General features: G+C 75.0%; 12 protein-coding genes. 4 read left to right on the top strand and 8 right to left on the bottom strand.

Annotation, left to right across the window (positions count from 1 at the left end):
- Nucleotides 1-259: 259 nt before the first annotated feature.
- From KSE_RS18655 to KSE_RS18635, 5 genes are all read right to left on the bottom strand, one after another.
- Nucleotides 260-2020, bottom strand: a complete 1761-nt coding sequence (locus tag KSE_RS18655; protein WP_014136885.1) for a proline--tRNA ligase — start codon at nt 2018-2020, stop codon at nt 260-262.
- 97 nt (nt 2021-2117) lie between these two features.
- Entirely contained in the window at nt 2118-2741 is a 624-nt protein-coding gene (locus KSE_RS43630; RefSeq protein WP_014136884.1) for an LppU/SCO3897 family protein, read from the bottom strand.
- Between the two features lie 299 nt (nt 2742-3040).
- Complete coding sequence (locus KSE_RS18645; RefSeq protein ID WP_014136883.1) at nt 3041-3685, bottom strand: hypothetical protein; 645 nt, start codon at nt 3683-3685, stop codon at nt 3041-3043.
- 47 nt (nt 3686-3732) lie between these two features.
- Nucleotides 3733-5271: an LCP family protein gene (locus tag KSE_RS18640; protein ID WP_014136882.1), complete on the bottom strand. Its 1539-nt coding sequence runs from the start codon at nt 5269-5271 to the stop codon at nt 3733-3735.
- 263 nt (nt 5272-5534) lie between these two features.
- The gene (locus tag KSE_RS18635; RefSeq protein ID WP_014136881.1) at nt 5535-5762 is read right to left on the bottom strand and encodes a hypothetical protein; all 228 of its coding nucleotides are present in this window, start codon (nt 5760-5762) and stop codon (nt 5535-5537) included.
- Between the two features lie 161 nt (nt 5763-5923).
- Here KSE_RS18635 and KSE_RS18630 point away from each other — a divergent pair, with 161 nt between their 5' ends.
- On the top strand, nt 5924-7120 hold the full coding sequence (locus KSE_RS18630) for an ROK family transcriptional regulator (protein ID WP_014136880.1): 1197 nt from the start codon (nt 5924-5926) through the stop codon (nt 7118-7120).
- Nucleotides 7121-7172: 52 nt separating this feature from the next.
- Here KSE_RS18630 and KSE_RS18625 read toward each other — a convergent pair whose 3' ends face one another.
- The 3 genes from KSE_RS18625 to KSE_RS18615 all read right to left on the bottom strand — a co-directional run bounded on the left by KSE_RS18625 (nt 7173) and on the right by KSE_RS18615 (nt 9838).
- Nucleotides 7173-8459: an RNA polymerase sigma factor gene (locus KSE_RS18625; protein WP_014136879.1), complete on the bottom strand. Its 1287-nt coding sequence runs from the start codon at nt 8457-8459 to the stop codon at nt 7173-7175.
- The gene (locus KSE_RS18620) at nt 8456-8809 is read right to left on the bottom strand and encodes a YciI family protein (protein WP_033258831.1); all 354 of its coding nucleotides are present in this window, start codon (nt 8807-8809) and stop codon (nt 8456-8458) included. The genes KSE_RS18625 and KSE_RS18620 overlap by 4 nt, the downstream gene beginning before the upstream one ends.
- A gap of 228 nt (nt 8810-9037) precedes the next feature.
- Nucleotides 9038-9838 (bottom strand): GNAT family N-acetyltransferase, encoded by an 801-nt coding sequence (locus KSE_RS18615; protein WP_014136877.1) that lies wholly within the window; start codon nt 9836-9838, stop codon nt 9038-9040.
- 97 nt (nt 9839-9935) lie between these two features.
- Between KSE_RS18615 and KSE_RS18610 the strand changes: the two genes are divergently transcribed.
- The 3 genes from KSE_RS18610 to KSE_RS18600 all read left to right on the top strand — a co-directional run bounded on the left by KSE_RS18610 (nt 9936) and on the right by KSE_RS18600 (nt 11870).
- A complete protein-coding gene (locus tag KSE_RS18610; protein ID WP_014136876.1) occupies nt 9936-10352 on the top strand; it encodes a MerR family transcriptional regulator in 417 nt (138 codons plus the stop codon).
- Nucleotides 10353-10377: 25 nt separating this feature from the next.
- Nucleotides 10378-10692 (top strand): thioredoxin family protein, encoded by a 315-nt coding sequence (locus KSE_RS18605; RefSeq protein ID WP_033258830.1) that lies wholly within the window; start codon nt 10378-10380, stop codon nt 10690-10692.
- Between the two features lie 137 nt (nt 10693-10829).
- A complete protein-coding gene (locus KSE_RS18600; RefSeq protein ID WP_014136874.1) occupies nt 10830-11870 on the top strand; it encodes a membrane protein in 1041 nt (346 codons plus the stop codon).
- Nucleotides 11871-11902: the final 32 nt, after the last annotated feature.

Here is an 11902-nt window from a genome sequence, read left to right as displayed (position 1 = left end):
CGGGCCGGAACGTCATGGCGCGCAACCTGCTGTTAAGGCACGGACACACGCCCGCCGGGCCGACGGGCGGCCAGGGCCGGCCGCAGCGCCCTCCGGCACGAAGTCTCCACCGAATCCGCCGCCGATCCGCACCCGGGAGCCCCGGCGGGGGACGGGCGAGGGAACGGCAGCGGACCGGCGAGGGCAGGGGGAGAAGGGCGGCGAGAGGGGCGGCGAGAGGGGTGGACGAGGGAGCGGCGGGGAGCGGCGGTGAAGCGGCTCAGCCGGCCAGCGCGCGCAGCTCCGGCACCGCCGCGTCCAGCCCGAGCTCCCGGGTCGAGCCGTCCGCCCGGGCGGTCAGCTCGGCGGTGCCCGCGGCCAGCCCGCGCGCGCCCAGGGTCAGCCGCCAGGGCACGCCGATCAGTTCGGCGTCCGCGAACTTCACCCCGGGGCGCTCGGCCCGGTCGTCCAGCAGCACCCGCACGCCCGCCGCGCCCAGCTCGCCGCACAGCCGCTCGGCGGCCTCGGCGACCGCGCCGCCCCGGTCGGGCAGCACCGTCAGCACCAGGTCGAACGGGGCGACGGCGGCGGGCCAGCGGATGCCCCGCTCGTCGTGGTGCGCCTCGACCAGGGCGGCCAGCAGCCGCTCCACGCCGATGCCGTAACTGCCCATCAGCGGCACCACCCGCTCACCGGCCGGGCCGGCCACCGCGACGCCGAGCGCCTCGGTGTAGCGGCGGCCGAGCTGGAAGATGTGGCCGACCTCGATGGTGCGCAGCACCTCCAGCGCGGCGCCGCACTCGGCGCAGGGCTCGCCGGCGGTGACCTCGCGCAGGTCCGCCCAGCGGGTGACCCGGACGTCCCGCCCGATCGACACGCCCCGCAGGTGGAAGCCGTCCCGGTTGGCGCCGCAGGTCAGGCCGGTGCGCCCGCGCAGCGCCTCGTCGGCGAGCACGGGCAGGCCGTGCCCGCCGAGCGGGCCGAGGCTGCCGGGCGAGGCGCCGAGCGCCGCCGCGATCTCCTCGGCGGTGGCGGGGCGGGCGGCCGAGGCGCCCAGCGCGTCCAGCAGCTTCTGCTCGACCAGCGCGTGGTCGCCGCGCAGCAGCACCAGCGTCAGCGCGCCGTCGACCACCTGCACCAGGGTCTTCAGCTGCCGCTCGGGCGCGATGCCGTGGCGCTCCGCCAGCTCCTCGATGCCGCGCGCGCCGGGCGTCGCGAACTCCTCGACCGCGAACGTCCCGGCCTGGTCGCTCCGGTCGGTCCGCTCGGTCTGCTCGGCCGGGCCGGTCCGCTCGGTCCGCTCGGCCGGGTCGGCGACGGCGGGCAGTGCGGAGAGCGCCTTCTCGGTGTTGGCCGCGTAGCCGCAGCCCGGGCAGCGCACCACCAGGTCCTCGCCGGCCGCCGAGGGGCTCATGAACTCGACCGACCCGCTGCCGCCCATCGCCCCGCTGGAGGCCCGCACCCCGAACGCGGGCAGCCCGAGCCGCTCGAAGATCCGCAGGTAGGCCAGCCGGTGCGCCTCGAAGGAGCGGGCCATCCCGGCCTCGTCGAGGTCGAAGCTGTACGAGTCCTTCATGGTGAACTCGCGCACCCGCAGCAGGCCCGAGCGGGGGCGCGCCTCGTCCCGGAACTTGGTCTGGAACTGGTACCAGGTCTGGGGCAGTTGCCGGTACGAGCGGAGCTCCTCGGCGAGGTGCGCGAAGACCTCCTCGTGCGTCATCCCGAGGGCCTGCTCGGCGCCCTTGCGGTCGGTCAGGCGGAACATCTCCTCGCCCATCGACTCCCAGCGCCCGGTGCGCCGCCACAGCTCGGCCGGGTGCAGCGCGGGCAGCAGGAACTCCTGGGCGCCGATCCGCTCCATCTCCTCGCGGACCACCGCGACGATCCGGGCCCGGACCCGGGCCGCCAGCGGTAGCAGCGAGTAGTGGCCGGCCGCCAACTGCCGCACGTAGCCGGCCCGGACCAGCAGGCGGTGGCTCGCGGCGTCGGCGTCGGCCGGGTCCTCCCGCAGAGTGGGTACGTACAGCTGCGACCAGCGCATGGGGAACACCGTCCTCTCGGCCCGCGGGTGAAGGGGTTCGGAGTCTAACCACCCTCGGGGGCGCCGCGCTCCGAATAAAACCGCAGGCCGGGAGGGGTCAGGGCGTCTTCGCGACGAAGCAGAGCGTGAAGGCCTTGCGCTTCCTCGACTCGGAGTAGCGCCCGGTCTCCTCGGGCAGGCCGTCGCAGGCGGACGGGTCGTAGCTCTGTACGACCTTGACCACCTTGTAGACGGCCTTGCTGTCGCTGCACGGCAGCACGGTGAGGGTCGGCCGGGTCGACGTCCCGCCGGACTTGTACATGCAGTCGCCGACCTTGGCGCTGTCCGCGCCGTCGTCCGGCGCGAACAGCCAGACGGCGCCGAGGACGAGCGCCCCGACGACGGCCGCGACCACCGTCAGGACCTGCTTCGGCCGCCAGCGCGACACGGTGCGCGCCTGGTAGCCGCCCGGCGGCGGGTACACCACGGGCTGGCCGGGCGGCGGGTACTGCTGCCCGGGCGGGGCGTACTGGGCGGGCGGCGGCGGGGGCGGCGGGTACTGCTGGCCGTACGGGGCCGGGGCGGGCTGGCCGTACGGGCCGGGCGGCGGGTACGAGCCGGGCTGGCCGTACGGGGCCGGGCCGGGTTGGCCGTACGGGCCGGGCTGCGGCGGGGGGTAGCCCCCGGTGGGCGGGGGGTACTGGCCCGGCGGCGGGTACTGGCCCGGCTGGGGTGTGCTCACTGGGTGCTCTTCCTTCGGCGGCGCGAGAGGCGGACAGGCCGACGAAGCGTAGACGCCCGCACCGCGTGGAAAGCGGCGTTCGCGGGGGAAATATTGCCCGCTCTTTACCTTTCAACCGGTCGCAATCCGGCATTTGCCCGCGAATTGCCGCGCATTGTGAAGCGCTCCGACGAGGTTATTTCCGTTCCGACGGCCCGTTAACCGCCCGGGCCGCCGCCGTTCCTGACGCCCTTTCGAGCCGACAGCGGGCGCCCGGGCTGGGGCGCCCGGCTCGGGCGTCCGGTCTCGGGCGTCCGGTCTCAGGCGTCCGGGCGGGAGCGCAGGAAGGGCAGCAGGCCGCGTTCCAGCAGGGCGGTCCGCCAGGCGGACCGGGCGGCGGCCAGCTGCCCGGCGTGCCGCGGGTCGGCGGGCGGGTCGGCGCGCCGCAGGGCGGCGGTCAGCAGCAGCCCGGCCAGCCCGGTCAGCGCGCCGGTGACGGCGACCGCGACGGCGCTCCAGGCGGCGGTGCGCAGTGCGTCGGTGACGCCGGGGTGCGGGTGCGACAGGTCGAGGACGGCGCCGAGCAGGAAGAACACGGCGGCCGCGCTGCCGCTGACCACCGGCACGACCAGGGCCAGGGCGCCCAGCCAGCCGGTCAGCCGCTCGCCGGGGGCGGTGGCGCGGGCGGGCGGCGCGGGGGCGGCGTCGCGCAGCCGGCGGTAGGCCAGGTACTCGGGTGCGGCGGCGGCCAGGATCGGTGCGGCCTGCTGCCGGGCCAGCGCGCGCAGCCGGGCGGCCCGCCGGGGGTCGCCGGCCGTCGCGGCGCGCACGGCGGGGTCGGCCAGGGCCAGGCCGAGGGCGTGCTCGAAGTCGGCCCGGTCCTGCTGGGTCGGGGCGGTCCCGGGAAGCGGGTCGTGGGGGTGCGGGTCGTGGGGGTGCGGGTCGCGGGGGTGCGGGTCGTCCATCGCCGTCCCTCCGTGAGGGGTGGAGTCGGGGGTGGAAGGGGGCACGGTCAGCCGTAGGTGAGGTCGGCGCAGGCGTCCTGGTCGGCGGAGCGGGCCTGGCTGACGCTGCTGGGCAGCGGTCCGGTGGGGACCGGCGGGGCGGCGGCGGTGCCGCCGCCGGCCGCGTAGTCGGCGCCCAGGGTGAGGGCGATCCCGGTGCGGGAGCCGGGCTGCAGGACGGCGCCGGGGAACAGCGCGGCGACCTTCTCGGCGGCGGCCCGCTCACCCGTCCCGTACTCGACCAGGGTGGTGCGGTGGGTGCGGGAGGCGGCGTTGGCCCGGCCGGTGACGGTGAATCCGGAGTTCTCCAGCGCCTCGGCGGCCCGGCCGGTCAGCCCGGCGGTCTCGGTGCCGTTGTAGACGGCGACCCGGACGCCGGCGCCGTCGGGCTTCGGCGGCGCGGTGGACGCGGGGGCGGCGGGGGTGGCGGTCGCGGTGGGGGTGGCGGACGGGACGGCCGAGGCGTCCTGGCCGTCCAGGGTGTGGTCGGAGCGGAGCGCGGCCCACAGCTGGTCGGCGTCCGGGTGCACGATCGCGACGCGTTCGCCCTGGTAGCGCCAGGGGACGGTGAGGAACTTGATGTCGTGCAGGTCGACGCCCTTGAGCGTCATGGCGAAGTCGATCAGCTTGCTCGCCGAGCCCAGGCCCTCGTCCACGGTGAGCGCCTTGGTGGCGGCGTCGGCCAGCGGCAGCAGGGTGGTGGGGTCCATGCCGGCCGACTTGACCTGCTTGATCAGCGAGGAGAGGAAGGCCTGCTGGCGCTTGGTGCGGCCGATGTCGGAGCCGTCGCCGAGGCCGTGCCGGATCCGGACGTAGTCGAGCGCGGCCTGGCCGGAGATGGTCTGGTGGCCGGCCTTGAACAGCTCCTGGCCGCGGTGGCCGAGGTTGGGGTTGAGGTCGCCCTCGTAGACGGCCTTGGGCAGGCAGACGTCGACGCCGCCGACGGCCTTGGTCATGTCGGCGAAGCCCTGGAAGTTGACCACCATGGTGTGGTCGATCCGCAGCCCGGTGAGCTTCTCGACGGTGTTCTGGGTGCAGGCCGGGTTGCCCGCGTCGGTGTCGCCGACCGAGAAGGCGCTGTTGAACATGGCACTGGGCTGGTCCTTGGTCCAGCTCTTGTTCGGCAGCATGCAGGGCGGGATCTCGACCAGCGAGTCGCGCGGGATGGACACCCCGACGGCGTGCTTGTGGTCGGCGTAGACGTGCAGCAGGATCGCGGTGTCCGAGCGGGCGCCGCCGTCGTCGCCGCCGCCGAGGCTCTTGTTGGAGCCGGAGCGCGAGTCGGAGCCGATCAGCAGCAGGTTGACCGGGGTGCGGCCCTCGGCGTCGGCACTGGCCGCGGCCGGGCGGTCCTTGCTGACGCCGTCGCTGCCGAAGGTGCTCAGGTTGCCGTTCAGCCGGTAGTAGACGAGGCCGCCGGCCAGCACGACCAGCGCGACCACGCTCGCGGTGGTCCACAGGGCGATCCGCCTGCCCCGGTGGCCGCGGCCGCGGTCCCGGCCGTGTGCGCGTGCGCCGTGGCCGCTCTTCGCCCTGCGCGCCGACATGGCGCCCCCTCGTCCGTAGCCGCCGACCGAACTTCTACAGGTCTGTAGAAGTCGAGCGAAGCATACAAACCCGATTCGGTGAAGTCACACCCGTCCGGAGGAGGGGGCGCGGAGGCGCGGGGCGCGGGGGCGCGGGGGCGCCGGAGGGCCGGCCGGGGGTGGTCACCGGGGCGGCGCGCGGCGTGCGGGGCGCGGAGGTGCTGCGGGGCGGTACGGGGTGGTGCGGGAAAGCCGGATCCCCCGCGGCCGGGGGCGGCGGGGGATCAGTGCGAGCGGAGCAGTCCGAGGTGGACCACGGTGACCTGGGCGAGGTCCAGGTCGGCGTCGCGTCGGTGGCGGCGGGCCTCGGCCGACTCGGCGCGCTCGATCGCCTCGCGGCGGGCGTCGTCCTCGGCGGCGGCGTCCACGATGAACAGGTGGCGGCCGGAGCGGATCTCGTTGGCGTGCGGAATCTCGACGCACCAGCGATGACGGCTCTGGGTGGCGTTCATCGGCCTTCCTCTCCCGGCGCGTCCTCCGTACCGGCGCATGAGGTGCTGCTACTGCCCTAGACCATAGGTATAGGCCAATTCGTCCGTCAAGAGGACGAGCAGAACGTCAAATAATCCGTTCAACGGTGAAAATGGGGAACGGGTCCGCTACCGTTCCGTTCATGACAGCCCCCGCCGCCGCCCCCGCGCCCTCGGCCCGCCGCCTGCGCACCCGGGCCACCCTGCTCGCCGCCCTCGGCGAGCACGGCACCCTCAGCCGCGCCGAGATCAGCCGGCTCACCGGGCTCTCCCGCTCCGCCGTCAGCAGCGCCGTCACCGACCTGCTCGACGAAGGGCTCGTCAGCGAGACCACCTCGCCCTCGCCGGCCGCGGCCGGCCGCGGCCGCCGCGCCGCCGCCGTCACCCTGCGCCGCGCCCACGCCCTGGTGCTCGCCTTCGACTTCGGCCACACCCACGTCACCGCCGCCGTCGCCGACACCACCGGCACCCTCCTCGGCGAGGCCACCGCCCACCTGGACGTCGACAACCACCCGCGCGAAGTCCTCGACGCCGCCGAGAACCTCGCCCGGCAGGCCCTCGACGCCGCCGGCCACCGCCTCGACGAGATCACCGCCATCGCCGCCGGCATCCCCGGCGCCCTCGACACCCGCACCAACGTGGTCCGCGCCCCCTCCACCCTCTCCCAGTGGATCGGCATGGACCCCGCCGCCGAACTCGGCCGCCTCTTCGACCGGCCCGTCACCGTCGGCAACGACGCCGAGATGGGCGCCCGCGGCGAACGCGCCTACGGCACCGGCCGCACCGTCAACGACCTCGTCTACGTCAAGGCGTCCACCGGCATCGGCGCCGGACTCCTCCTCGACGGACGCATCTACCGCGGCGCCAGCGGCATCTCCGGCGAGATCGGCCACATCCAGCTCCCCGACACCGGCACCTGGTGCCGCTGCGGCAACCGCGGCTGCCTGGAGTCCGTCGCCTCCATCGTCGAGGTCCGCCGCCGGCTCGTCCACGTCCTCGCCCCCGGCGCCCGCCCCGGCGAGACCGTCGACCTCCCGCCGCTCGACCGCCTCGCCGAGATCCCGGCCGCCGCCCGCGTCATCGGCGAAGCCGGCCGCACCATCGGCCGCGTCCTCGCCGACCTGGTCAACTGCCTCAACCCCGCCGCCATCATCATCGGCGGCGAACTCGGCCAGGCCGGCGCCCCCCTCGTCCACGGCATCCGCGAATCCGTCGACCGCTACGCCCAACCCGCCGTCGCCGAAGCCGTCGACATCCGCGCCTCCCGCCTCGGCCTCCGCTCCGAGCTCTACGGCGCCATCGACGCGGCCATCGCCACCGCCACCGCCACCACCCGCTGAGACCCGCTGCGCGGGGCTTTCGCTGCGCGGGGCTTTGGGGCAGGTGCTGTCGTCAACCGCCGTTTTCCGGGCCGGGGTTGGCCATGTCGGCGGTGGTGGCAGCGGTGGTGTTGGCGCGTTCGGTGAGGTGGCGGCGTTCGGGGAGGCTGGGGGCGAGGGTGGCGGCTCGGCGGAAGGCTTGGGTGGCGGCGGGGGTGTGGCCGGTGCGGGTGAGGAGTTCGGCGCGGACGGCGTGGTAGCGGTGGTGGCGGGCGAGTGCGGGTTCGAGGGCGGCGAGTTCGCGCAGGGCGGGTTCGGGGCCGCGGACTTCGGCGAGGGCGACGATCCGGTTGAGGGCGGGCATCGGGCCGGGGGCGACGCGCAGCAGCAGGTCGTACAGGGCGAGGATCTGCGGCCAGTCGGTGGCGGCGACGTCGGGGGCCTCGTCGTGCAGGGCGGCGATCGCGGCCTGTAGTTGGTAGGGGCCGGGTCGGCCGGTCGGGAGGGCGCGTTCGACGAGGGCGGTGCCTTCGGCGATGGCGGCGGCGTCCCAGCGGCCGCGGTCCTGTTCGGGGAGCGGGACGAGTTCGCCGTGCGGGCCGGTCCGGGCGGGGCGGCGGGCGTCGGTGAGCAGCATCAGGGCGAGCAGGCCCGTCACTTCTGCGTCGGCGGGCAGTAGGCGGTGCAGCAGCCGGGTCAGCCGGATCGCCTCGTCGGAGAGGGCGGGGGCGGTCAGGCCGTCGCCGGTGGTGGCGGTGTAGCCCTCGTTGAAGACCAGGTAGAGCACTTGCAGGACTTCGCGGAGCCGGCCGTCCTGCTCGTCGGGGCCGGGGAGCGCGAACGGCAGGCCGGAGGTGCGGATGGTCTGTTTGGCGCGGCTGATCCGCTGCGCCATCGTCGCCTCGGGCACCAGGAAGGCGGCGGCGATCTGGGCGGTGCTCAGGCCGCCGACGGCGCGCAGGGTGAGCGCGATCCGGCTGGGGGCGGTGAGGGCGGGGTGGCAGCAGAGGAAGAGCAGGGCGAGCGAGTCGTCCCGGTCGGCGTCCGGGCCGGCGTCGGCGGGGCGGCCGAGGAGTTCGGACTGCGGGGTGGCGAGGAACAGCCGTTCCTCGCGTTCGCGCCGGGCCCGGTCGGACCGGACCAGGTCGACCAGCCGGCGGGAGGCGACGGTCACCAGCCAGCCGCGCGGGTTCTCCGGGGTCCCGTCCCGGGGCCACTGCTCGGCGGCGGCGAGCAGCGCCTCCTGCACGGCGTCCTCGCAGGCGTCGAACGCCCCGGCGTGCCGGCGCAGCAGCGCGGCCAGGACCTGAGGCGCGAGGGCGCGCAGCAGGTCCTGGCCGGCCGGGGCGGGGAGGGTCACTTCGCCTCGTGCAGGATCGGCCAGAGCTCGACCGGTTCGCGGTCGGCCCACGGCATGTCGGCGGCGATCTCCAGGGCGCGCTGCTCGCTGTCGACGTCGAGCAGGTAGAAGCTGGCCATGTACTCCTTGGTCTCCAGGTACGGCCCGTCGCTGACCACCGGCAGCCCGTCCTGGCGCCCGACCATCCGGCAGGCCGCGGCGTCGCCGAGGCCGTACGCGCCGATGAGTTCGCCGCTCTCCTGGTAGCGCTTGTTGAAGGCGTCCTGCTGGGCGATCGCCTCGGTCCAGCCCTCGGCCGGCAGCGAGTCCCACTTCTCCTGGTTGCCGTAGGTCATCAGCAGGTACTTCACGTGGACCACTTCCTCGTCTGGTGCGTCGTGCGGTGTCGTGCTTGCGTCCAGTGGTCGGAGCCGGGGGAGCGGTTCTCTACACGCTCCCCGGAGAATTCTCGGAAATTTTCCGGACGGGTTCGCCACCGGCACGTCCGCCCAGCTCGGCGGCGCGTCGCCGCCCCCGCCTGCCCGCTGTCCTGTTCCCGCCGCGCGCAGCGCCCCCGCTGCCGCGCACGGTCGCGGGGGTCAGGCGGTGGGCGGGGTCCAGACGTACGGGGTGGTGGTGGTCACGGCGTGCATGCCGAGGCGGCGGAGGATCGGGGTGCTGTCGGGGGAGGCGTCGACCTGGAGGTAGCGGATGCCGTGGTCGAGGGCCCAGCGGGCGCGGTGGGCGACCAGGGCGCGGTAGATGCCGCGGCCGCGCCAGGCGGCGAGGGTGGAGCCGCCCCAGAGGCCGCCGAACTCGCTGCCGGGGGTGCGGGTGAGCCAGGCGGCGGAGACCACCTGGGGGCGCGGGTCGTCGGTCTCGGCGACCAGGACGAGGAAGTCCTCGGCGTGGTCGGCCCGGGTGGTGAGGTCGTCGGCGAGCCAGGACCAGTCCTCGTCCCAGACCTCGGTCTCCATCGCGGCGATCCGCCGCATGTCGGCGGGGTCGGTGACGCGGCGGATGGTGATGTCCTCGGGGGCGGGGGTGGGGGTGGCGAGTTCGGCGGCGAGGCCGATCAGGACGGTCTCGGGGTCCTCGCCGACGAAGCCGGCGGCGGCGAGCCGGTCCGGGAGGTCGGCGGGGAGGTCGTGGCCGCGGGTCTTCCACTCGACGGACTCGCCCCGGGCGGCGAAGAACTCGCGCTGGCGGGTGATGAGTTCGTCGAGTTCGGGGCCGCGCAGGCCGAGGTCGGGGCGGGGGGAGGTGACGAAGCCGCGGAAGCCGCCGTACTTGCGCAGCAGCGGTCCGTCGCTGTCGTGGGTCTCGTCCTCGCCGCGGGCGCCGAGGCCGCGCATGTGCTCGTCGTAGGCCGCGAGCAGGGCCGTGGTCAGTTCGGTCATCAGGCGAGCGTAACGATCATCGCAAGGGGGCCGGCGGAGCGGCCGCGGACGGATCGGGGCTGGCGTTGACGCGGGGGTGAAGGTCTAGCGTCGTGGCATGCGGATCGGCGAACTGGCACGGCGGGCGGGCACCACCACGCGGGCGTTGCGGTACTACGAGTCGCGCGGGCTGCTGCCCGCGCGGCGCGGCGGCAACGGCTACCGGGCGTACGACGAGGAGGACCTGCGGCTGCTGCGGCAGATCCGGGTGCTGCGGGACTTCGGGTTCGAGCTGGAGGAGACCCGGCCGTTCGTGGAGTGCCTGCGGGCGGGTCATCCGGAGGGCGACTCGTGCCCGGCCTCGCTGGAGGTGTACCGGGCGAAGCTGGCCGAGCTGGACGCGATGGTGGCCCGGCTGACCGAGGTCCGGGAGGAGGTGGCGGGGCAGCTGGCCCGGGCCGAGGCGGCGCGCGACGCGCTGGCGGGGGCCGGGGGCGGTGAGCCGCGCTGCGAGCTGGTCCGCACCGACGGGTGACGACGACAGGGACGAGGAGGACGTGATGGGTGGCGTGGTGCGCAGTGTGACGGACCGGGACTTCGCGGGGGAGGTGCTGGCGGCCCAGGGCCCGGTGCTGGTGGAGTTCACCGCCGAGTGGTGCCCGCCGTGCAGGCAGTTGGCGCCGGTGCTGGCGGAGTTGGCGGGCCGGCTGGAGGTGGTGGCGCTGGACGTGGACGCGAACCCGGAGACCCGGATCGCGTACGGGGTGATGTCGATGCCGACGCTGATGGTGTTCAAGGGCGGCGAGCCGGTGCGGTCGCTGGTGGGGGCGCGGGCGAAGAGCCGGCTGCTGCGGGAGCTGGACGACCTGCTGTAGCCGGCCGCCCGGCGGCCTGCCGGGTGTCCGGGGTGGGTGAGGTGGGTCACGGAGCGGGGTGCGGGGTGGATGCGAAGCATCTTCGCGTTGTAAAGTGCAACTAAATATTAGTTGTACTTGCCAACTATGGAGTTGCGATGTCCTCGCCCTCGGCAGCCTCCGCCCCCGCCCTGCGGCACGTCCTCACCCACCTGGTCACCCCGCTGCTGATGTGCCTGGGCATGGGGATCGCGTACCTCTCCGCCTTCCACGCCCCCGCCCCGCACCACCTCCCGGTGGCCGTGGTCGGCGAGGGCCCGCAGGCCCGGGCGCTGGCCCAGGGACTCCAGGAGAAGGCCGGCGACAAGCTGGAGGTCACCACCGCCGCCGACGCCGACGCCGCCCGGACCCGGCTGCTCGACCGCGGGCTGGCCGCCGCCTACCTGCCGGACGCCGACGCGCCGACCCTGCTGGTGGCCACCGCGAACTCGGAGACCTCGGCGAGCGCCGCCGAGAAGGTCTTCACCCAGGTCGCCACCCAGCAGGGCAGGCCGCTGGCCGTCCAGGAGCTGACCCCGATGGCGGCCGGCGACCCGACCGGGCAGGGCCTGTTCTTCCTGCTGGTGGCCCTGAGCATCGGCTCCTACGGCTCGGTCGCGGTGCTCGGCGCGGCCGGCGGGGCGCTGGCGATGCGGGTGCGGGCGCTGCTCGGCCTGGGCGTGGCGCTGGTGGTCAGCCTGTTCGGCGCGGCGCTGGCCGGGCCGGTGTTCCACCTGGTCGACCACGGGCTGTTCGGCGTCTGGGCGATGAGCTGGCTGTACGCGGCGGGCATCGTCGCGATCGGCACCGCCCTGCATACCTTCCTCGGCCGGTGGACCACGCTCACCATGATGGCGCTGTTCGTGATGCTCAACTTCACCAGCTCCGGCGGCATCTTCCAGCCCGAGCTGCAGAACGGCTTCTACGGCGCGCTGCACTCGTTCTGGAACGGCGCGGGCTTCCTGGAGGCCGCCCGCGACCACGTCTACTTCGGCGGCCGGGCCGGCCTCGGCGGCCACCTCGCGACCCTGTTCGGCTGGCTCGCGGCCGGCGCCGCGCTGCTCGTCCTGGCGGGTCGCGCCGAGCGGCGGCGGACCCTCGCGCGCACCCCCGGGCAGCCCGCCGAGGAGGAGGAGATGGAGGAGGCGGTCGGCGTCTGACCGCGGCTGGCCCTACCGTGGTCGGCAACACC

Source organism: Kitasatospora setae KM-6054, assembly GCF_000269985.1.
Lineage (GTDB): Bacteria > Actinomycetota > Actinomycetes > Streptomycetales > Streptomycetaceae > Kitasatospora > Kitasatospora setae.
This window is presented reverse-complemented; position numbering and strand designations above follow the sequence as displayed.